This window comes from Pseudomonas sp. B111 (assembly GCF_026428275.1).
In the GTDB taxonomy this organism is placed as follows: domain Bacteria; phylum Pseudomonadota; class Gammaproteobacteria; order Pseudomonadales; family Pseudomonadaceae; genus Pseudomonas; species Pseudomonas aeruginosa.
Genome location: NZ_CP097857.1, coordinates 385,581 through 404,953 on the forward strand (window position 1 = coordinate 385,581; position 19,373 = coordinate 404,953).

The following is a 19,373-nucleotide window of genomic DNA, read 5'->3' on the forward strand; positions in this document are numbered from 1 at the left end:
CCCCATGTGCCTGGCGTGCTGGCTCAGGGCTTCCAGCGTCGCAGGAGCAGGGCGTTGCCGACTACGCTGACGCTGGAGAAGGCCATCGCCGCGCCCGCCACCATCGGGTTGAGCAGGCCGAAGGCCGCCAGCGGGATGCCGATCACGTTGTAGATGAAGGCCCAGAACAGGTTCTGGCGGATCTTCGCGTAGGTCCGCCGCGAGATGTCCAGCGCCGCCGGCACCAGGCGCGGGTCGCCGCGCATCAGGGTGATGCCGGCGGCGTGCATGGCCACGTCGGTGCCGCCACCCATGGCGATGCCGACGTCGGCGGCGGCCAGCGCCGGGGCGTCGTTGATGCCGTCGCCGACCATCGCCACCACCCGGCCCCGGCCTTTCAGCTCGGCGACCGTGGCGGCCTTGTCCGCCGGCAGCACTTCCGCGTGTACGTCGTCGATGCCCAGGGCCTTGGCCACCACCGCCGCGCTGCCGCGGTTGTCGCCGGTGATCAGGTGGCTGTGGATATCCCGTTCGCGCAGGGCCTCCACCGCTTCGGCGGCGCCGTCCTTGAGGCTGTCGCCGAAGGCGAACAGGCCGAGCACGCGTTTCTCCGGAGCCAGTTCCAGCAGCCAGGACAGGGTGCGGCCCTCGGCCTCCCAGTCCGCGGCGGCACTCGCCAGCGCGCCGGGCTTGAGTTCCTGCTCGTCGAGCAGGCGGCGGTTGCCCAGGGCCAGCCGGCGACCCTCGACCTCGCCCTGGATGCCGCGACCGCTGAGGGCCTGGCTGGCGTTCACCGGCGGAACCTCCAGGTCGCGCTCGGCGCAGCGCTCGAGCACGGCCTTGGCCAGCGGGTGCTCGCTGCCGCGTTGCAGGGCGCCGGCGAGCCTGAGCAACTGCTCCTGATCGTCGCCGCCGAGGTGGATGATCTGCGGTCGCCCGGAGGTCAGGGTGCCGGTCTTGTCGAAGGCCACGCTGGTGACCGCATGGGCGACTTCCAGGGACTCGGCGTCCTTGATCAGGATGCCGTGGCGTGCGGCCACGCCGGTGCCGGCCATGATCGCGGTCGGGGTAGCCAGGCCGAGGGCGCAGGGGCAGGCGATCACCAGCACCGCCACGGCGTTCACCAGGGCCTGCTCCAGGCCGACCCCGGCGACCAGCCAGGCGCCGAGGGTGACCAGCGCGATGAGGATCACCACCGGGACGAAGACCTGGCTGACCTTGTCCACCAGCTTCTGGATCGGCGCCTTGGCGGCCTGGGCGTCTTCCACCAGGCGGATGATCTTCGCCAGCACCGTTTCCCCGCCGAGCGCGGTGGTGCGTAGGAGCAGGCGGCCTTCGCCGTTGATCGCGCCGCCGGTGACCTTGTCGCCGGGAGCCTTGGGCACCGGCAGGCTCTCGCCGGTGATCAGCGCCTCGTCGGCGTGGCTGCTGCCGTCGAGCACCTCGCCGTCCACCGGGAAGCGTTCGCCGGGACGCACCACCACCTCGTCGCCGAGGCGCAACTCGGCGATCGCCACCTCTTCCTCGCGACCGTCGCGCAGGCGCACCGCGCGCTCCGGGCGCAACGCCTCGAGGGCGCGGATGGCGCTGGCGGTCTGGCGCTTGGCGCGGCTTTCCAGGTACTTGCCGAGGAGGATCAGGGCGATCACCACGGTCGAGGCTTCGAAGTAGAGGTGCGGCATGTGGCCGGGCGGGGCGGTCAGCCAGAGGTAGACGCTGAGGCCGTAGCCGGCGCTGGTGCCGAGGGCGACCAGCAGGTCCATGTTGCCGGCGCCGGCTTTCACCGCGCGCCAGGCGGAGACATAGAAGCGCGCGCCGATGACGAACTGCACCGGGGTCGCCAGGAGGAACTGCGCCCACGGCGGCAGCATCCAGTGCAGGCCGGCCCATTCCACCAGCATCGGCAGCACCAGCGGCAACGCCAGCAACAGCGCGGCGATCACCCACCAGCGTTCGCGGCGCAGGCGGCGCTCGGCATCGTCCTGGCGTGGTTGCCCCGCGTCGAGCAGGCGGGCCTTGTAGCCGGCCTGTTCCACCGCCTGCAGCAAGGCCTGGCTGTCCACGGCGCCGAGCAGCTCGAGGTGGGCGCGCTCGCTGGCCAGGTTGACGCTGACCTCGCGTACGCCGGGCACCTTCTTCAGCGCCCGCTCGACCCGGCCGACGCAACTGGCGCAGGTCATGCCCTCGATGGACAGTTCCAGGCTGCGCGCCGGAACCTGGTAGCCGGCCTGCTCGACCGCCGCCACCAGGGCCGGCAGGCTGTCCGCCGGGGCCTGCACGCGGGCCTGCTCGCTGGCCAGGTTGACCGAGGCGGCCGCGACCCCGGGCACTTTCTTCAGGGCTCGTTCGACACGGCCGGCGCAGGACGCGCAAGTCATGCCGCTGACCGGCAGATCGAGCTCGGTTAGCGTGGCGCTGTTCATGAGTCCTCCTTGGAATGGACAGAAGTGGCACCGCAGACGCCCTGGGAGGCGCCGGTGAGATCTGTCGCCAGGTTCAGCCTTGACATCGTGTCAAGGTCAAGCCCCGGATTCATACAGGAAGGCGGCGCAGGGCGCAGTGGCGGCTTTATGTCGCAGGAGCAGGGGGGAGGGGGAATGGCGCTGGAAAACCGTTGCGGCACGGAAAAGCGCAGGGTTTTCACAGGGGTGGGACCGATAACACTAGACCTCGCGAAGGGCTGCGCCAAGGTATTTCGTCGCTTGCGGAAAAAAAACCTGCTGATGACGAAAAGTACTTTTTACCGTCATATTTTTTGCGGTATTTGTGGAACCGTAGACCGCCGAACCCTGCAGCACAGGTGGCGGCCCCGGCCCTCACCTCTGCTGTCAGGCTCTCCCCACCGGAAGAGAGAAGGCGGCTCGCCCCCCGGCGGAGCGCCGACCCGGCATTCCGTCGCCAGGCCCTTAGCAGAAGGTGATCGCGTATGGATGACCACGGACGTTCCCGCCCCACCCAGCCCACCCTGTACGTCCTCGATACCAATGTCCTGATCCACGATCCGAATGCCCTGTTGAACTTCCAGGAACACCGCGTCGCGATCCCGATGACGGTGCTTGAAGAGCTGGACAAGCTGAAGACCGGAAAGCACACCATCGCCGCCGAGTGCCGCCAGGCCATCCGCCTGATCGACCAGGTACTCGGCGAGGCCACGCCCGAGCAGGTCGAGGGAGGGGTACCGATCCAGCGTGGCAAGAACGGCCCCAGCGGCAGCCTGTCGATCCTCATGAGCAAGCGTGCCGAGCCCATCACCTGGCTGCCGGAGCACCTCAACGACAACAAGATCATCAACCAGTTGGTCGAGCTGAAGAGCCGCCACAGCGGCGTGCGCGTGGTGCTGGTGACCAAGGACATCAACATGCGCCTGAAGGCGCGCGCCTGCGGGGTGGACGCGGAGGACTACCACACCGACCAGCTGATCGACGACGTGGCCCTGCTGTCGCGCGGCTACCATTCCCTCGCCGGCTCTTTCTGGGACCGCGTGAGCAAGGTCGAGACCCGCCAGGACCACGGCCGTACCTGGCATCGCGTGCAGCTCACCGACAACCTGCCGGCGGTGCACATCAACGAGTTCATCGTCGACGAACAGGGCTTCGTCGGCTGGATCAAGGGCATCCAGCAGGACGAGCTGACCATCCTCGACCTGCACCAGGAGCCGCTCCTGCACCAGGAAGCCTGGGGCCTGCGGCCACGCGACGTGTACCAGTCGCTGGCGTTGTACGCGCTGCTCGACCCGGACATCCACCTGGTCAACCTGTCCGGTGCCGCCGGTTCCGGCAAGACCATCCTGGCGCTCGCCGCGGCCATCGAGCAGACCATGGTCAGCAAGCGCTACCGGCGCATCATCGCCACCCGCAGCGTGCAGGGCCTGGACGAGGACATTGGCTTCCTGCCCGGCACCGAGGCGGAAAAGATGGAGCCCTGGCTCGGCGCCATCACCGACAACCTCGAAGCGCTGCACATGGACGACGAATGCACCCATGGCAGCGTCGACTACATCCTCAGCAAGGTGCCGTTGCAGTTCAAGTCGCTGAACTACATCCGCGGGCGCAGCTTCCAGCAGAGCCTGATCCTCATCGACGAATGCCAGAACCTCACGCCGCACCAGATGAAGACCATCATCACCCGCGCCGGCAGCGGTTCGAAGGTGATCTGCCTGGGCAACCTGGCGCAGATCGACACGCCCTACCTGTCCGCCACCAGCTCCGGCCTGACCTACCTCACCGAACGCTTCAAGGACTTCCCCCACGGCGTGCACGTGACCCTGCAAGGGGTGCCGCGCTCGGTGCTGGCGGAGTACGCCGAGGCGCATATGTAACCACGCGGCGTCGCAGGCGTTGCGCTGCGCCCGGCCGCGAGCCGGGCGCAGCGGCTGGCGTTCACGGATCTGCACATGTCCTAGACTTCGGGCCCCAGTTCCGGGAGTCCGCCGCATGGCTTTCGCCGCATCCGTGATTCGCACCGTTTCCGGCCTCGAAGTCGAGGTCATGCATGCCTATGCCAGGATCGTCGAGGGCACCGACCCGGAAGCGTTGCACGATCTGCGCGTCGCCGCCAGGCGCCTGCGCAGCCTGTTGAAACCGTTGCGCCTGGGGGCTCTGGCCGAGGACCTGGATCGCGCGGCGAAAGCCCTCGGGCAGGCCACCAATCCGATCCGCGACATGGAAGTGATGGCGGCCGAGCTGGAGCGCCATGGCCTGCTGATTCCGGCTTCGCTGCGCAGGCAGGCGGTGCTCCGCTGGTATCGGCAGGCAGGGAGCAGTCCACAGATCAAGGATTTGCTGGACGCGCTGGACGCCTGGCCGGAAGGTGTCCGGCGGGCGATGACGGAAGGTCGCCTCGACGATCTCGAGGCGGAGGCGAGCAAGCGAATCAGGCACCAGTTGCGCAAGCTGCTGGCGGCGCTCGACGATCCCGGACACGATCTTCACGACATCCGCCTGTTGGTGAAGCGCGCACGTTATTCGCAGGAGGCCTACCCGGACCTCTGCCCCCTGCCGGGAAAGGTGCTCGACACGCTGAAAACGCTACAGACCATGCTGGGGGATTGGCACGACCACCAGCAATGGTGCCTCAGGGCCGATGAGCAGGCCGACCTGCGCCCCCTGAGCGCGGAATGGCGCAGGTCCGAGGCCGCCGCCCTGGACCGGGCCGAGGAATCCGTTCGGCGCCTTGCCAGGTTGCTGGGGAAAGCCATCGGCCGCACCTGAGCGGGTCGGCTACCTGGCCTGGCGGATTATCCGGGGCTTGGGCGAACCGGGCAGCGCGTGGGGGGCTTCGATCCGCTCGCGCAGTTTGCGCAGATATTCCCGACCTTCCCGTTCGGTATGGAAGGGGATGCGATAGGCGCCGACCTGGACGATCCATCCGCCCTTGGTCGAAGGGGGCATTCGCAGTTGCATGGGGCACCTCCCTGTGGGCCCTGTCCAGCGCTCCCGGCGCGGTATAGGTATTGACCAACGCTAGTCGAGCTTTCTCGACGTCGTCATCAAACCTTCATCTACCTGTCAGGACTGGCAGGTCGCCGGGAGGCACGGCGACTGGGGCGTCGCTGGTGGCGCGGCTCAGGAGCGTTCCCCATGGGGGCGGTTCTTCACTGCCAGGAACAGCCGGACCCGGTCGTTCAGCTCCTGCAGGACATGGCTGAATCCTTCCAGGCCTTCCTGGAGGGTCGGGTCGCTGCAGCTCCAGGCGAGGGTCTGGGCGGAGTGCGGCAACTGTGCGAGTTCGTCGGTGTCTTTGTCGCAGAGGTCGATGAGATAGTCGAAGGACTCCCCGGCGAAGGTCTCCAGCGGCTTGCTACTCAACCCTTGGGTCGGGATGCCGGCGTGTTCGAGCACGCTCAGGGTGCGCGGGTCGACGCCAGCGGGGCGCACGCCGGCGCTGAACGCGGCGAAATGTTCGCCGTCGGTGTGCCGCAGGATGGCCTCGGCGATCAGGGAGCGGGCGTCATTGGCGATACAGACGAAGAGTACGCGCAGTCGGTCCGTCATCTTTCCGTTCTCCGGAGCGGGAAGCCTGTTGCGATCTTAGTCCGATCGTCACGGACCGGCAGGGCTGTCAGGAAAATTTCACCGGGTGGTCATTCGCCAACGAGGGCATACCTCTTTCTGTATACAATCATTCCCCTTCAGAATCCGGCCAAACCATCCCCGCTCGCGTCCCAGGGCTTACAATGACTGGCCAGTACCTTCCATCAGGAGCACCCACGTGCTGACCCATCTCGATTCCCAGGGCCGCGCCAACATGGTCGACGTCACGGAAAAGGCCGTGACCTCCCGTGAAGCCACGGCCGAGGCCGTGGTGCGCATGCGCCCGGAAACCCTGCAACTGATCCAGGACGGCGGCCATCCCAAGGGCGACGTCTTCGCCGTGGCGCGGATCGCCGGCATCCAGGCGGCCAAGCGCACCCACGAACTGATCCCGCTGTGCCATCCGCTGCTGCTCACCAGCGTCAAGCTCGAACTGCAGGCCGAGGCGCCGGACGCCGTGCGCATCCGCGCGCGTTGCCGGCTGGCCGGGCAGACCGGCGTGGAGATGGAGGCGCTCACCGCCGCCAGCGTCGCGGCCCTGACCATCTACGACATGTGCAAGGCGGTGGACCGCGGGATGGTCATCGAGCAGGTCCAGTTGCTGGAGAAGCTCGGCGGCAAGAGCGGCCACTACCGCAAAGAGGAGGAAGGGCAGGCATGATCCGCGTGCAGTATTTCGCCCGTTACCGCGAAGCCCTCGGCATCGACGGCGAGCAGTTGAACTGGGACGCCGGGCTGGCGACCCTCGGCGCCTTGCGCCAGCTCCTGGTGGAGCGCGGCGGGGCCTGGGAGCGTACCCTCGGCGAGCAGAACCTGATGTGCGCGCGCAATCAGGAACTGTGCGGCCTCGACGAGCCGTTGCAGGACGGCGACGAAGTCGCCTTCTTCCCCACCGTCACCGGAGGTTGAACCCATGGCCATCCGCGTCCAGCAGGCCGCTTTCGATCCGGGGCAGGAGCTTAACGCCCTGCATGCGCAGAACGTCGGCATCGGCGCGGTGGTCGGCTTCGTCGGCTACGTGCGCGACTTCAACGACGGTCGCGAGGTCGGCGGGATGTTCCTCGAACATTATCCGGGCATGACCGAGAAGGCCCTCGGCAAGATCGCCGCCGAGGCCGGGCAGCGCTGGCCGCTGCTGCGCCTGGAGATCCTCCACCGCATCGGCCGCCTGGAGCCGGGCGAGCCGATCGTCTTCGTCGGTTGCGCCAGCGCCCACCGGCAGGCGGCGTTCGACGCCTGCAACTTCGTCATGGACTACCTGAAGACCCGCGCGCCGTTCTGGAAGAAGGAAGACACCGCCGAAGGCCCGCGCTGGGTCGAAGGCCGCTGCAGCGACCAGGCCGCCGCGCAGCGCTGGGAGGAGTGACGTCTACCTCCTCGCGCCGCCGGCTTACCTCTTCGGAGGAATAGCCAGCCGGGGGCCCGCGGTTCAGGCTGAGGCATCGCCCGTTCCTAGGACCCCTTCCATGAGCCACCTGGCCACCTCCACCTTCCAGCCGCTGAACATCGCCATCCTCACCGTCAGCGACACCCGTACCCTGGAAACCGATACTTCCGGCCAGACCCTCGCCGACGCGCTGCTGGCCGCCGGTCATCGCCTGCACCAGCGGAGCCTGAAGTCCGATGACATCTACCAGATCCGCGCGGTGGTCTCGGCCTGGATCGCCGACCCCGAGGTACAGGTCGGCCTGATCACCGGCGGCACCGGTTTCACCGCGCGGGACAACACCCCGCAGGCGGTCGGGCCGCTGTTCGAGCGCGAGGTCGAGGGCTTCGGCGAACTGTTCCGGCAGGTCTCGCAGCGCGAGATCGGCACTTCCACCATCCAGTCGCGGGCGCTGGCCGGGCTCAGCAACGGTACCCTGGTGTGCTGCCTGCCCGGCTCGCCGGGCGCCTGTCGCACCGCCTGGAACGAGATTCTCCTGGCGCAACTGGACAGCCGCACCCGCCCGTGCAATTTCGTCCCGCACCTGAAGACCCCGCCAGCCGTGGCGCCGGTGGCCGGCTGCGGGTGCCGCTCGTGAGCGCTTGCGCCTGCGATGGCGGCCAACTGCGCCCGCTTGACGAGGCGCTGGCCGAACTGCTGGCGCGCGCGCCGCGCCCGCCAGCCTGCGAGAGCCTGGCCCTGGAGCGGGCGCTGGGACGAGTGCTCGGCGAGGACCTGCTGGCGCCGATGGACCTGCCGCATTGGGACAACAGTGCGATGGACGGCTACGCCTTGTGCTCCGCCGACCTGCCGCGCAGCGGCGGCAGCCTGACGGTCGGCGCGCGGATCGCCGCCGGCGACACCCGCGGCATGAGCCTGCCGCTGGGCCAGGCGGCGCGGATCTTCACCGGCGCGCCGCTGCCGACCGGCGCCGACTGCGTGGTGCCGCAGGAACTCTGCGTGGTCGACGGCGAGCGCGTGCAGTTGCCGCCGGTGAGCGCCGGCCAGCATGTGCGCCGGCGCGGCGAGGAGTTGCGCCGCGGCGCGCCGGTGCTGCGTGCCGGACAGCGCTTGCGCCCGCAGGAACTCGGCCTGCTGGCGAGTCTCGGCGTCGCCACGGTCTCGGTGCGTCGGCGCTTGCGCATCGGCCTGCTGAGCAGCGGCGACGAATTGCGCGAGCCCGGCCAGACACTGTTGGCCGGGCAGATCTACAACGCCAACCGTTACTGCATCGGCGCCTTGCTGCGCGGTCTCGGCTTCGAGGTGCACGACGAGGAAGTGCTCGCCGACGAACTGGTGGCCAGCCGCGATGCGCTCAGCCTGGCGGCCTCCGAATGGGACGCGCTGGTCACCAGCGGCGGTGTCTCGGTAGGCGAGGAAGACCACCTCAAGCGCGCCATCGCCGAGCTTGGCGAGGTCAACCTGTGGCGCCTGGCGATCCAGCCGGGTAAGCCGTTCGCCTTCGGCTCCGTGGCCGGCAAGCCCTGGCTGGGGCTGCCCGGCAACCCTGCAGCGGCGCTGGTCACCGCATTGCTGGTGGCGCGTCCGTTCCTGCTTCGCCAGCAGGGACTGTTCGACGTAGTGCCGCGGCCGCTGGCGCTGCCGGCGGCCTTCGACTGGCCGCAACCGCGGGCGCGTCGCCAGTACCTGCGGGCGCGGCTCGATGAACGGGGGCGGGTGGAAATCCACCCCCAGCAGGGCTCGGCGATGCTGCTTGCCGCCAGTTGGGCGGACGGGCTGGCGGTGATCGAGCGCGGCGCCACCCTGGGCGTGGGTGATGCGATCGACTTTCTGCCGTTCTCCGCACTGATGGCCTGAGGCCTTCTTGATCCCGGTCAAGCGCCGACCGGGAGCGTCTTTCTAGAGTGTGGCGCTTGTGCCCCGGGGTTGCCCACTGCCGCGGAGCGCGTTTTTCGCCAGAGGAGCAACCCCATGCAACTGGTCTGTCCGGCGGGCAGCCTGCCCGCCTTGAAGTCGGCCCTGCGACAGGGCGCCGACGCCATCTACGTCGGTTTCCGCGACGACACCAACGCCCGCCACTTCGCCGGCCTCAACCTTGACGAACGCCAGTTGCAGGAAGGCCTGCGACGGGTCCACGAGGCCGGGCGGCAGCTCTACGTAGCGGTCAACACCTATTCCAGCGCGCAGGGCTGGGAGCGCTGGCAGCGCGCGGTGGACCAGGCCGCCGATCTCGGCGTCGATGCGTTGATCGCCGCCGACGTGGCGGTGCTCGGCTATGCCGCGAAACGTTATCCGCTGCTCAATCTGCATCTGTCGGTGCAGGGCTCGGCAACCAATGCCGCGGCCCTGGCCCTCTATCACGAACGCTACGGCATCCGTCGCGCGGTCCTGCCCCGCGTGCTATCGCTGGCGCAGGTACGCCAGGTGGCGGCCGGCAGTCCGGTGCCGGTGGAGGTGTTCGCCTTCGGCAGCCTGTGCATCATGGCCGAGGGCCGCTGCCACCTGTCCTCCTACGTCACCGGCGAGTCGCCGAACCTCTGCGGCGTCTGTTCGCCGGCCAGGGCGGTGCGCTGGAGCGAGGAACCGGAGGGATTGACCTCGCGCCTCAACGAAGTACTCATCGACCGCTACGCCGCCGGCGAGGCGGCCGGCTACCCGACCCTCTGCAAGGGCCGTTTCCTGGTCAATGGCCAGCGCTTCCATGCGCTGGAGGAACCGACCAGCCTGAACACCCTGGACCTGGTCCCGCAACTGGCGGAAATCGGCGTGGCGGCGGTGAAGATCGAAGGCCGCCAGCGCAGCCCGGCCTACGTCGAGCAGGTCACCCGGGTCTGGCGCCAGGCGCTGGACAGCTACGCCAGCGCGCCGGGCGCCTATAGCGTGCAGCCGCAATGGCAGCGCGCGCTGGCCGGACTTTCCGAAGGGCACCAGACCACCCTGGGCGCCTATCACCGTTCCTGGCAGTGAGGACCGCCGCGATGAAACTGAGCCTGGGACCGCTGCTGTTCTACTGGGACAAGCGGCAGATATTCGATTTCTACGCCGAGATGGCCGGCCAGCCGCTCGACGTCATCTACCTCGGCGAGACCGTCTGCGCCAAGCGCCGGGCGCTGTCCCTGAACGATTGGCAGGCGCTGGCCCGCGAGCTGGCGCAGGCGACCCGTGCCGAGCTGGTGCTCTCCGGGCTGGCGCTGATCGAGGCCGCTTCGGAGCTGTCCAGCCTGCGCCGGCTATGCGAGAACGGCGAACTCCGGGTCGAGGCCAACGACATGGCCGCCGTCTATTACCTCAGCCAGCGCGGCGTGCCCTTTGTCGGCGGTCCGGCGCTGAACCTCTACAACGGTCATGCCCTGGCCGAACTGTATTCCTGGGGCATGCGCCGCTGGATTCCGCCGGTGGAAGTCTCCGGCAAGCTGCTGCGCGGGGTGCTCGACCAGGCTGCGCAGCTGGGCCTGGAGCAATTGCAGACCGAGGTCTTCGCCTACGGTCACCTGCCGCTGGCCTACTCGGCGCGCTGCTTCACCGCGCGGGCGGAGAACCGGCCCAAGGACGACTGCCAGTTCTGCTGCCAGCAGTATCCCGAAGGTATCCCGCTGCTCAGCCAGGAGGGCGAGGCGCTGTTCACCCTCAACGGCATCCAGACCATGTCCGGCAAGGTCAGCAACCTGCTGGCCGACTACCGCTCGCTGGAACATAGCGGCGCCGACCTGCTACGCCTGAGCCCTCGGGCGCAGGGCATGGCCGAGGTGATCGCGGCCTTCGACCGGGTACGCAAGGGCGCCGCTCCGCCACTCGCGGTGGAAGGCTGCAACGGCTACTGGCACGGCCGGCCGGGGATGCTGCGGGCAGAGGAGGCGGGGCTATGCTGAACCGCCAACGCCTGCTCCTCGGCGTCGCCGGACGCCTGTTGCCGCTGGCGGCGAAGGTTCCGCGCGGGCTCCAGCACCTGGTCCTGCAACGGGTCGCCAACCGGCTGTTCGCCCAGCCGCTGGAGGAGGGCGCCTTCGACCTGCTGGAAGGTCGCTGGCTGCGCCTGGAAGTCAGGGACCTCGGCGTCGGCTGGTGCGTCACCCGGGTGCCCGGCGGCCTGCGCCTGGTCGAACGGCCACGGGCCAGCGTGACCATCCGTGGCGACTGGCGCGACTTCCTGCTGCTGGCCAGCCGGCATGAGGACCCGGATACCCTGTTCTTCCGCCGCCGCCTGGTGATCGAGGGTGACACCGAGCTGGGCCTGGCGGTCAAGAACCTCCTCGACAGCCTCGACCCGGAGCACCTGCCGCCCTGGTTGTGGAACGCCGTGGAACGGGCCGGGCGGGCCGTGCAGGAGGAGCGCGGCGAGGCGCCCCAGGCGGTCCAGGGTGCGCGGGGCGGCTGAGGTCGGTGGAAAGGGGCGTATAGCGACGCCAATGTCGCTGGGCGCGCCCCTCCGATTGGGTGTATTCCCTGAAGCCTGAAATTCACTGAGGCTCTTTTCAGCAAGGCAACGCCCGGAATACCCGTACCGGGCGTTCCCCCTGACCAAAACGGATAGCCTGTCTGTCCCCGTAACGCCCCTGTCAACTTGCCCCGGTAAACCGGACCTTCGTGAAGCCTGCGGAGAACTCCGGTATGAGTGGGATGGACCTCAAGCGCCGCCGCGTCGTGCAAGGCCTGGGCGCTGGACTGCTGTTGCCGGCGCTGGGCGCGCCGGCGGTGATCGCCTCGCCCAAGGCGCGGCCGAAGCTGACCGATGGCGTGCAATCCGGCGACGTGCAGGGCGACCGCGCGCTGGTCTGGAGCCGCACCGACCGCCCGGCGCGGATGATCGTCGAATGGGACACCCGTAGCGTCTTCAGCGAGCCGCGCCGGCTGGTCTCGCCGGTCACCGACGAGCGCCTCGACTACACCGCGCGCATCGACCTGCGTGGCCTGCCAGCCGACCAGTCGATCTTCTACCGGGTGCGCTTCGAGGATGCCCGCGACGGCAGCCTGAGCAAGCCCTGGTTCGGCCACCTGCGCAGTGCGCCGAGCGAGGCGCGCAATATCCGTTTCGTCTGGAGCGGCGACACCTGCGGGCAAGGTTTCGGGATCAATCCGGATATCGGCGGCATGCGTATCTACGAAGCCATGCGCCGGCGCCAGCCGGATTTCTTCCTGCACAGCGGCGATACCATCTATGCCGATGGGCCGATCCCCGAACGCATCGAGACCGAGAGCGGGCGCATCTGGCGCAACCGGGTGACCGAGGCCAAGAGCAAGGTCGCCGAGACCCTCGACGAGTTCCGCGGCAACTACCGCTACAACCTGCTCGACGACAACCTGCGCCGCTTCAACGCCGAGGTGCCGCAGATCTGGCAATGGGACGACCACGAGACCACCAACAACTGGTCCTCCAGCAAGCAGCTCGACGAGCGCTACCAGGTGAAGGACATCGACGTGCTGGCGGCCCGCGCGCGCCAGGCGTTCCTCGAATACGCGCCGCTGCGCTTCCAGCGCCAGGGGCGCGACGGGCGGATCTACCGCAAGGTCGCCTACGGCCCTTTGCTCGACGTGTTCGTCCTCGACATGCGCAGCTACCGCGGCGGCAACAGCGCCAACCTGCAGGCGCGGCGCAGCGCCGCCACCGATTTCCTCGGCCGTGAACAGTTGCAATGGCTCAAGCGTGAGTTGCGCGGTTCGCGCGCGCAGTGGAAGGTGATCGCCGCCGACATGCCGATCGGCCTCTGCGTGCCCGATGGTAAGGACGCCCAGGGTCGCGACCGCTGGGAGGCCATCGCCAACGGCAACGACGGTGCCGCCATCGGCCGCGAGCTGGAGATCGCCGACCTGCTGCGCTTCGTCCAGCGCGCCGGGGTGCGCAACACCGTCTGGCTGACCGCCGACGTGCATTACTGCGCAGCCCACCACTACAGCCCGGAGCGCGCCGCGTTCAAGGACTTCGCGCCGTTCTGGGAGTTCGTCGCCGGGCCTCTCAATGCCGGTAGTTTCGGACCCAACGCGCTGGATGGCACGTTCGGCCCGCAGGTGATGTTCCAGAAGGCCCCGCTGGTCCAGAACAGCTCCCCTTTCGCCGGCTACCAGTTCTTCGGCGAGGTGGAGATCGATGCGCAAAGCCGCGCGCTCACCGTCACCCTGCGCGACCTCGACGGCGAGCCGGTGTTTTCCCAGGAACTGCAGCCCGACGGCGCTTGAGCCGCGGCGACCCCATTCCGATAAAGGAGTATCCCGATGCACCCCTTGCGTAACGCCGCCCTGCTGGGCGGCCTGGCCCTGCTGGGCCTGCCGGTGGCCAACGCCGCCGAGCTGATCATCTCCGAGTATGTCGAAGGCAGCGGCAACAACAAGGCGCTGGAGTTCTACAACAGCGGCAGCCAGGTCCTCGACCTCTCCGCCTACCGCGTCGAGTTCTATTTCAACGGCGCCAGCGCGGCGGGCCGCAGCATCGACCTGAGCGGTAGCCTGGCGCCGGGCAAGACCTTCGTCCTCGCCAACGGCGTGGCCGACCCGGCGTTGCTGGCGCTGGCCAGCCAGCGGGTGGAGGGCAGCTGGTTCAATGGCAACGATGCGGTGCTGCTGCGCCGGCGCAGCGGCGAGATCCTCGACAGCCTCGGCCAGGTCGGCTTCAACCCCGGCACGACCTGGGGCAGCGGCGATGTGCAGACCCTCGACCGGAGCCTGGTGCGCAAGGCCGACATCCGCGACGGCGACAGCGATCCCAGCGACGCCTTCGACCCGGCGGCGCAATGGCTGGGCTACCCGCGCGACACCTTCGCCAACCTCGGCCAGCATGGCGCTGGCGAGCCCGGCGGCGGCGAGGAGGCCGGCCTGCGACCGATCCACGAGGTGCAGGGCGCCGGCGCCGAAAGTCCGCTGGTGAACCAGCGGGTCGCCATCGAGGGCGTGGTGGTCGGCGACTTCCAGAACGCCAGCGAGCTGAAGGGCTTCTACGTGCAGCAGGAAGATGCCACGGTGGACGGCGACCCGGCGACCTCCGAAGGCATCTTCGTCTACGACGGCGGCAACGGCAGCGACGTCAAGCTCGGCGACCGCGTCCGGGTGACCGGCCAGGTCCGCGAGTTCAACGGCCTCACCGAACTGGTCGGGCCGCTGCAGGTCAGCGTCCTGGCGAGCGGCGTGGCCTTGCCGACGCCGGCCGGCATCAGCCTGCCGCTGGCCAGCGCCGATGCGCTGGAGCGCTACGAAGGCATGCGCGTGCAGCTCCGCCAGACGCTGACCGTCAACGAGGTCTACAACCTCGGCCGCTACGGCGAGGTCCTGCTGTCCTCCGGCGGCCGCCAGATGACTCCGACCAACGTGGTGGCTCCCGGCGAACAGGCCAAGGCCATGCAGGCGCGCAACGACCTCGACCGGATTCTCCTCGACGACGGCCGCAGCGGGCAGAACCCCGACCCGATCCGCTACCCGGCGCCGGAACTGAGCGCCTACAACAGCCTGCGCGTCGGCGACCGCACCAGCGCCATCGACGGCGTGCTCGACTACTCGGCCGGCAGCTACCGTATCCAGCCGTTGCAGACGCCGACCTTCGAGGCGGCCAATCCGCGTCCGGCCCAGCCGGCGGTGGAAGGGCGCCTGCGGGTGGCCAGCTTCAACGTGCTCAACTACTTCAACGGCGATGGCAAGGGCGGCGGTTTCCCCACCTCGCGCGGAGCCAACACGGCCGAGGAGTTCCAACGGCAGAAAGCGAAGATCGTCGCGGCGATCCTCGCCTCGAAGGCGGACATCGTCGGCCTGATGGAGATCGAGAACGACGGCTACGGCGAGTTCAGCGCCATCGCCGACCTGGTCAACGGCCTCAACGCCAGCCTGCCCCAGGGCCAGCGCTATGCCTTCGTCAACCCGAACCGGGCGAAGCTGGGCAGCGACGAAATTGCCGTGGGGCTGATCTATCGCGGCGACAAGGTCCGCACCTATCGATCCGCGGCGGTGCTCGACAGTTCGGTGAACCCGGAGTTCGACGATACCCGCAACCGTCCGACCCTGGCCCAGACCTTCCAGGAGATCAATGGCGGCGAACGCCTGACCATCGCGGTGAACCACCTGAAGTCGAAGGGCTCGGCCTGCGACGGCGACCCGGACACCGGCGACGGCCAGGGCAACTGCAACCTGACCCGGGCGCGCGCCGCCCAGGCCCTGGTGGACTGGCTGGCGGGCGATCCGACGGGCGCCAAGGAACCTGACCGCCTGATCATCGGCGACCTCAATTCCTATGCCAAGGAAGACCCGGTGAACGTCATCCGCGGCGCCGGCTACACCGACCTGGTGGCGCGTCAGGCGGGCGCAGGAAAGGGCTACTCCTACGTGTTCTCCGGGCAGTCCGGCTACCTTGACCACGCCCTCGCCAACGCCAGCCTGGCGCGCCAGGTACGCGGCGCGGTGGAGTGGCACATCAACGCCGACGAGCCCCGGGTGCTGGACTACAACGTCGAGTTCAAGACCCCTCGGCAGCAGGACAGCCTGTACAACGCCGAGCCGTACCGGGCCTCCGACCACGACCCGGTGGTGATCGGTATCGACCTGCGCCGGGTGGCGATGAAGAAGCACCGCAGGTAGGCAGCGGATAGCGCCCGTGGCGTTGGTCGCCATGCAGAAAGGCCACCCGAGGGTGGCCTTTCTGCATGGCACATGGGCCTGGTAGGGCGAATAACTGCTTGCGGTTATCCGCCGTTGTGACGGGATATCGGCGGATAACGCCGGTGGCGTTATTCGCCCCACGGAACGGAGCCCCCTCCAGGGTGGCCTTCCAGTGTGGCACGTGGGCCTGGTAGGGCGAATAACCGCCTGCGGTTATCCGCCGTTGCGGCGGATGCCGGCGGATAACGCCGGTGGCGTATTCGCCCTACGGAACGCAGGCGCTTTTGCTTCGTACGTCGTCAACCGCGCAGCGGCGGCAGGTAGCCCAGTTCCATCAGCTTGATGTCCGCTTCACCGACGCGCTCGAAATGTTCGCGACGGGTTTCGTCCATCGGTTCGCGGCCGTTCAGCAGCAGGGTGCCACGGCTGGGAATGTCGACCAGCTCCGTAGCCGCCGGGAAGTCCGTGGCCCTTAGCGGATGCGGGCAGAAGCCGATCCAGCCGATGCTGCGGCGGTCCGGGAAGGTCCGCTGGTGTACGAAATACGTATGCGGAGCGAGCATGCCCCAGGTCGTTTCGGGCCAGATTTCCAGCGCCGCGAGGAAGATCGCGACGAAGGAGGAAGCCGGTGCGTCGAACACTTGCAGCAGGCTGCCGGCATCTTCCAACTGGAGCCTGGACGAGACGGCCCTGCCGCTGGCCTCGTAGTCCAGCGACAACCCGCCCTTGAGCGGATCCTCCTCGCCGTTCCATAGCACCAGTTCCACCGCCCGGGTGCGTCGGTCACGCGACAGGGCCTTGGCGAGATCCTGGCGGTGCTCGGTGACGTTGTGGCTGAGGGCATCGCGCAGGGAGTCGCCGCACAGGTACCAGTTCTCCAGCACCGGATGGAGGGGCGCGAGGGCATCGAGGAAGCGCTCTATCCGTTGCAGGTGCTGGTCGTCGTCCAGTTCGAGGAGCCGTGCCGGATCGAAGTACAGCTCGAATATGTAGCGCCTGAAAGCCTTGGCGTCCGTCATGCGCAATACCCCGGGTTCTCTTCGCAAAACCTTTTCATCTCTTCCTGTTCCTTCGCGCGGGTTTCCTGGTAGTCGTCGTGCTCGTCCGTTCCCGGCATCGGATTCCAGAATGCCTTCAGGTTGGCCAGTCCCATGCGCAGGTACTCCGCGGCGCAGTACTCGTAGACGATCCGCTGCAGGAAGTGCCATTCGACGAACACCGGCGGGGTCGGTCGGGCCTTGTCGCTGTGGACCTCGGCCTTCTGCAGCAGGTCCGACTTCACCTTGGCCCGCGCCCAGGGCCTGGGCACGCCGAGCAGCGGGACGAACAGGAAGGCGTAGTTGGCCTTCGCCTCCAGCAGGGTGCAGCGCGGCTCGTCGAAGCCGTCCCACCAGGTGCCGCTCCAGAACCATTCGTGGGGAAACGGGAAATTGGTCACCCACTGCTGGTAGCGCGCGGACAGGTCCGACATGCTGTGGCCCTTGCCGTTATTGGCGATGGCCATTTCGCCCCGGGACGGCGGGCACTCCACGCAGTCCTTGTCGCGGCCCTGGCTCTTGCTGCAATCGCGCTCGGCTTCCCGGGTCCGGTCGCGGCTCAGCGTGCCGGTCTCGGTCCTGGGCAGGGTCTGCGGCACCGGCATCGGACGCGGTACCGGCCTGGGCAGCGCGCCGGGGGCCGGTCGCGGCAGCGGGCGCGGCGCCGGCATCGGCAAGTGCGGCCGGGGCGGCGCGGGTAGCTCGAAGGGCAGCCGCGGGCCCATGCGGGGCAGCGGTCGGAAAAGCGCGCCTATGCCGCTCATGCCGGTCTCCCCGAGGTTTCGTACGCGCGCCATTTCTGGCTGGCCAGGCGAAACTCGACGATCCGTTCGTAGTCCTGGAAGCGTTGTTCCGGGCTGTCAGCCAGCGGCCGGCGCATGTGCGCGAGAAACGCCGGCGTGTCCTGGAAAGCGGGGAAGGCCAGGCCGTGCAGGAGAAAGCGTTCGATCGTCCCGGGCTCTTCGATACCCAGCTCCAGCGCCGTCGCGCGCAGCTCGCCGAGTTGCCGGATGGCGGGCAGCAGGCCGCGTCGTTCGAGCCAGGCGGGAGCCTCCCGGCGTACCTCCAGCAGGACCCGCTCGATGACTTCGTCGTCGCGGACCCGCTGCAGGCGATCCAGTTGGCCGGCATCCAGTTCAAGCATCGGCGGTCCGCTCCGTTTCCCGGTCATAGACGAGATAGCCGCCCTGCAGGGGCTGCCAGACCTGCCAACGCTCCAGCGGCGCCATCACTTGCGTCCATTGCCGCGCGGTCATGACCTGCTCCAGCGCCCGGCGCACTTCCGGGCTGTAGTAGCGCAACAGCGCCCGGCGGCCGTCGGGCATGCGGGTGAAGAGCAGCCCGGCGAAGTGTTTCGCGAGGTTTTCGAAGGACGCCCGGCTCCACAGCCAGGAGGTCATGGGCGAGCGGCGGTCCCAGTCGCGCAGCCAGCCGAGGAATTCGCCCGATGACGAAAGCGAGGCGCTGTCCATGAATTCGATCAGGACCGGCCCGGCATGGGCGATTTCGTCCAGCTCGCTCCCGGCCAGCAGCCAGCGCGAGCGGATTTCCCCCGCGGCCTTTTCCAGGCGGGTGTCCAGGGTCAGGTAGCGGGCGCCGTCCGCCAGGGCGAACAGACGGCTGTCCGGCGTAGGCGCCGCGAGCGCCGGCTGGAGCCGGCTCACGGTGCGCCGCCGAGGCTTTCCAGGGGCACCAGGGCCTGGTTGCGGCGTGCCGCCAGCAGCAGGCATTGCAGGCACAGCTTCGGTGGGGCGAGGGCGAGAGCGGGTGCGCCGCCGCCGCTGTTGCCGATCAGCACCGTGCCCGCGCCGCCGACCACCAGGTTGCCGTGGGTGCCGACGCTACCTACCACGGTGGCGGGCTTGCCGTTGATCAGTACGTTGGCGATGACGTTGGCGCTGAGGGTGGCGCCGCAGGCGGTGGCGTCGCCCTGGCGGGCGGCGGACCGATGGTCGAAGAAGACGTCGGGCGAGCCGCCGACGATCGGGTTGCTGCCGTGGCCCGGCAGCGGACACGCGGTCGGATCGCCCAGGCGCGCAGCGGGTTTGCCGCTCATGCTCAAGTCCCTATGAGATAAACCCTGGCACTCTGCCGTGCCACTCGGGGGCGGACAACCTATCTGAACTGCTCAGGAGGCACCTTCGGAAACGGCTTGGGCAACCGCGTCCTTGCCTGGTTGCGCTTGAAGGGATTTCCTACCTGGAAGTCTCGTCACCCGCCTGCGAAAGGCGCAGGCGTACGGAGCGATGGCGCGATGGGGAGGGGAGCCTGGGAGGAGGGAAGGAGGCGTTTCGCGCAGCGTCGCGTTCGCTTTGCCTGCGCAGGGGCTGTCCGCCGATACCGCGCTGGAGCGACGGATAGCCGCGA

20 protein-coding genes are annotated in these 19,373 nt (G+C 68.5%); 12 read left to right on the forward strand and 8 right to left on the reverse strand.

All coding sequences use genetic code 11. The annotated features are described in order from the left end of the window. Positions 1 to 23: 23 nt before the first annotated feature. Positions 24 to 2,402, reverse strand: a complete 2,379-nt coding sequence (copA1, locus tag M6E97_RS01770) for a copper-translocating P-type ATPase CopA1 (protein ID WP_003132619.1) — start codon at positions 2,400 to 2,402, stop codon at positions 24 to 26. A gap of 503 nt (positions 2,403 to 2,905) precedes the next feature. Between copA1 and M6E97_RS01775 the strand changes: the two genes are divergently transcribed. Both M6E97_RS01775 and M6E97_RS01780 read left to right on the forward strand, forming a co-directional pair. After that, on the forward strand, positions 2,906 to 4,297 hold the full coding sequence (locus M6E97_RS01775) for a PhoH family protein (RefSeq protein ID WP_003093038.1): 1,392 nt from the start codon (positions 2,906 to 2,908) through the stop codon (positions 4,295 to 4,297). 115 nt (positions 4,298 to 4,412) lie between these two features. Further along, positions 4,413 to 5,189 (forward strand): CHAD domain-containing protein, encoded by a 777-nt coding sequence (locus M6E97_RS01780; protein WP_267262508.1) that lies wholly within the window; start codon positions 4,413 to 4,415, stop codon positions 5,187 to 5,189. A 9-nt stretch (positions 5,190 to 5,198) separates the two neighbouring features. Here M6E97_RS01780 and M6E97_RS01785 read toward each other — a convergent pair whose 3' ends face one another. Both M6E97_RS01785 and M6E97_RS01790 read right to left on the reverse strand, forming a co-directional pair. Then, entirely contained in the window at positions 5,199 to 5,381 is a 183-nt protein-coding gene (locus M6E97_RS01785) for a hypothetical protein (RefSeq protein WP_003159363.1), read from the reverse strand. 162 nt (positions 5,382 to 5,543) lie between these two features. After that, on the reverse strand, positions 5,544 to 5,972 hold the full coding sequence (locus M6E97_RS01790; protein ID WP_003093032.1) for an arsenate reductase ArsC: 429 nt from the start codon (positions 5,970 to 5,972) through the stop codon (positions 5,544 to 5,546). Between the two features lie 217 nt (positions 5,973 to 6,189). On the opposite strand from M6E97_RS01790, the gene moaC reads away from it, so the two are divergent. The 10 genes from moaC (at position 6,190) to M6E97_RS01840 (ending at position 15,948) form a co-directional block, all read left to right on the forward strand. After that, on the forward strand, positions 6,190 to 6,672 hold the full coding sequence (gene moaC, locus M6E97_RS01795; RefSeq protein WP_003093030.1) for a cyclic pyranopterin monophosphate synthase MoaC: 483 nt from the start codon (positions 6,190 to 6,192) through the stop codon (positions 6,670 to 6,672). After that, entirely contained in the window at positions 6,669 to 6,920 is a 252-nt protein-coding gene (gene moaD / locus M6E97_RS01800) for a molybdopterin converting factor subunit 1 (RefSeq protein WP_003093027.1), read from the forward strand. The genes moaC and moaD overlap by 4 nt, the downstream gene beginning before the upstream one ends. A 4-nt stretch (positions 6,921 to 6,924) precedes the next feature. Continuing rightward, positions 6,925 to 7,377, forward strand: coding sequence for a molybdopterin synthase catalytic subunit MoaE (moaE, locus tag M6E97_RS01805; RefSeq protein WP_003093025.1), 453 nt, complete (start codon positions 6,925 to 6,927; stop codon positions 7,375 to 7,377). A gap of 100 nt (positions 7,378 to 7,477) precedes the next feature. Next, complete coding sequence (moaB, locus tag M6E97_RS01810; protein ID WP_015502392.1) at positions 7,478 to 8,035, forward strand: molybdenum cofactor biosynthesis protein B; 558 nt, start codon at positions 7,478 to 7,480, stop codon at positions 8,033 to 8,035. Continuing rightward, positions 8,032 to 9,255, forward strand: a complete 1,224-nt coding sequence (gene glp, locus M6E97_RS01815; RefSeq protein ID WP_003114306.1) for a gephyrin-like molybdotransferase Glp — start codon at positions 8,032 to 8,034, stop codon at positions 9,253 to 9,255. Before moaB ends, glp begins: the two co-directional genes overlap by 4 nt. A 114-nt stretch (positions 9,256 to 9,369) precedes the next feature. After that, complete coding sequence (ubiU, locus tag M6E97_RS01820; RefSeq protein WP_003132620.1) at positions 9,370 to 10,365, forward strand: ubiquinone anaerobic biosynthesis protein UbiU; 996 nt, start codon at positions 9,370 to 9,372, stop codon at positions 10,363 to 10,365. An 11-nt stretch (positions 10,366 to 10,376) separates the two neighbouring features. Next, positions 10,377 to 11,267: a U32 family peptidase gene (locus M6E97_RS01825; RefSeq protein ID WP_003110916.1), complete on the forward strand. Its 891-nt coding sequence runs from the start codon at positions 10,377 to 10,379 to the stop codon at positions 11,265 to 11,267. Next, a complete protein-coding gene (ubiT, locus tag M6E97_RS01830) occupies positions 11,261 to 11,773 on the forward strand; it encodes a ubiquinone anaerobic biosynthesis accessory factor UbiT (RefSeq protein WP_009313406.1) in 513 nt (170 codons plus the stop codon). The genes M6E97_RS01825 and ubiT overlap by 7 nt, the downstream gene beginning before the upstream one ends. Positions 11,774 to 12,006: 233 nt before the next feature. Beyond that, positions 12,007 to 13,569 (forward strand): alkaline phosphatase D family protein, encoded by a 1,563-nt coding sequence (locus tag M6E97_RS01835; protein ID WP_009313407.1) that lies wholly within the window; start codon positions 12,007 to 12,009, stop codon positions 13,567 to 13,569. A gap of 36 nt (positions 13,570 to 13,605) precedes the next feature. Further along, positions 13,606 to 15,948, forward strand: coding sequence for an endonuclease/exonuclease/phosphatase family protein (locus M6E97_RS01840; protein WP_009313408.1), 2,343 nt, complete (start codon positions 13,606 to 13,608; stop codon positions 15,946 to 15,948). Positions 15,949 to 16,268: 320 nt separating this feature from the next. Here M6E97_RS01840 and tsiT read toward each other — a convergent pair whose 3' ends face one another. Genes tsiT through M6E97_RS01865 form a run of 5 tightly spaced genes read right to left on the reverse strand, consistent with a single transcriptional unit; the run spans position 16,269 to position 19,062 of the window. Further along, on the reverse strand, positions 16,269 to 16,988 hold the full coding sequence (tsiT, locus tag M6E97_RS01845; protein ID WP_021265234.1) for a type VI secretion system immunity protein TsiT: 720 nt from the start codon (positions 16,986 to 16,988) through the stop codon (positions 16,269 to 16,271). Further along, the gene (gene tseT / locus M6E97_RS01850; protein WP_003104240.1) at positions 16,985 to 17,770 is read right to left on the reverse strand and encodes a type VI secretion system effector protein TseT; all 786 of its coding nucleotides are present in this window, start codon (positions 17,768 to 17,770) and stop codon (positions 16,985 to 16,987) included. Before tseT ends, tsiT begins: the two co-directional genes overlap by 4 nt. Next, a complete protein-coding gene (locus M6E97_RS01855) occupies positions 17,767 to 18,150 on the reverse strand; it encodes a hypothetical protein (protein ID WP_003104238.1) in 384 nt (127 codons plus the stop codon). Before M6E97_RS01855 ends, tseT begins: the two co-directional genes overlap by 4 nt. Next, positions 18,143 to 18,670 carry a DUF4123 domain-containing protein gene (locus M6E97_RS01860; protein WP_003093008.1) on the reverse strand — a complete coding sequence of 176 codons (528 nt, stop codon included), beginning with the start codon at positions 18,668 to 18,670 and terminating at the stop codon, positions 18,143 to 18,145. Before M6E97_RS01860 ends, M6E97_RS01855 begins: the two co-directional genes overlap by 8 nt. Continuing rightward, positions 18,667 to 19,062: a PAAR domain-containing protein gene (locus M6E97_RS01865; RefSeq protein WP_003093006.1), complete on the reverse strand. Its 396-nt coding sequence runs from the start codon at positions 19,060 to 19,062 to the stop codon at positions 18,667 to 18,669. Before M6E97_RS01865 ends, M6E97_RS01860 begins: the two co-directional genes overlap by 4 nt. Positions 19,063 to 19,373 lie beyond the last annotated feature (311 nt).

Excerpts from the sequence above, each read along its gene's own strand:
- ubiU (WP_003132620.1), top strand. The coding sequence starts at position 9,370 with ATGCAACTGGTCTGTCCGGCGGGCAGCCTGCCCGCCTTGAAGTCGGCC.
- tsiT (WP_021265234.1), bottom strand. The coding sequence starts at position 16,988 with ATGACGGACGCCAAGGCTTTCAGGCGCTACATATTCGAGCTGTACTTC.
- M6E97_RS01785 (WP_003159363.1), bottom strand. The coding sequence starts at position 5,381 with ATGCAACTGCGAATGCCCCCTTCGACCAAGGGCGGATGGATCGTCCAG.
- M6E97_RS01775 (WP_003093038.1), top strand. The coding sequence starts at position 2,906 with ATGGATGACCACGGACGTTCCCGCCCCACCCAGCCCACCCTGTACGTC.
- ubiT (WP_009313406.1), top strand. The coding sequence starts at position 11,261 with ATGCTGAACCGCCAACGCCTGCTCCTCGGCGTCGCCGGACGCCTGTTG.
- M6E97_RS01780 (WP_267262508.1), top strand. The coding sequence starts at position 4,413 with ATGGCTTTCGCCGCATCCGTGATTCGCACCGTTTCCGGCCTCGAAGTC.
- copA1 (WP_003132619.1), bottom strand. The coding sequence starts at position 2,402 with ATGAACAGCGCCACGCTAACCGAGCTCGATCTGCCGGTCAGCGGCATG.
- moaE (WP_003093025.1), top strand. The coding sequence starts at position 6,925 with ATGGCCATCCGCGTCCAGCAGGCCGCTTTCGATCCGGGGCAGGAGCTT.
- M6E97_RS01825 (WP_003110916.1), top strand. The coding sequence starts at position 10,377 with ATGAAACTGAGCCTGGGACCGCTGCTGTTCTACTGGGACAAGCGGCAG.
- M6E97_RS01865 (WP_003093006.1), bottom strand. The coding sequence starts at position 19,062 with ATGAGCGGCAAACCCGCTGCGCGCCTGGGCGATCCGACCGCGTGTCCG.
- moaD (WP_003093027.1), top strand. The coding sequence starts at position 6,669 with ATGATCCGCGTGCAGTATTTCGCCCGTTACCGCGAAGCCCTCGGCATC.
- M6E97_RS01790 (WP_003093032.1), bottom strand. The coding sequence starts at position 5,972 with ATGACGGACCGACTGCGCGTACTCTTCGTCTGTATCGCCAATGACGCC.
- tseT (WP_003104240.1), bottom strand. The coding sequence starts at position 17,770 with ATGAGCGGCATAGGCGCGCTTTTCCGACCGCTGCCCCGCATGGGCCCG.
- M6E97_RS01855 (WP_003104238.1), bottom strand. The coding sequence starts at position 18,150 with ATGCTTGAACTGGATGCCGGCCAACTGGATCGCCTGCAGCGGGTCCGC.
- moaB (WP_015502392.1), top strand. The coding sequence starts at position 7,478 with ATGAGCCACCTGGCCACCTCCACCTTCCAGCCGCTGAACATCGCCATC.
- M6E97_RS01840 (WP_009313408.1), top strand. The coding sequence starts at position 13,606 with ATGCACCCCTTGCGTAACGCCGCCCTGCTGGGCGGCCTGGCCCTGCTG.
- M6E97_RS01835 (WP_009313407.1), top strand. The coding sequence starts at position 12,007 with ATGAGTGGGATGGACCTCAAGCGCCGCCGCGTCGTGCAAGGCCTGGGC.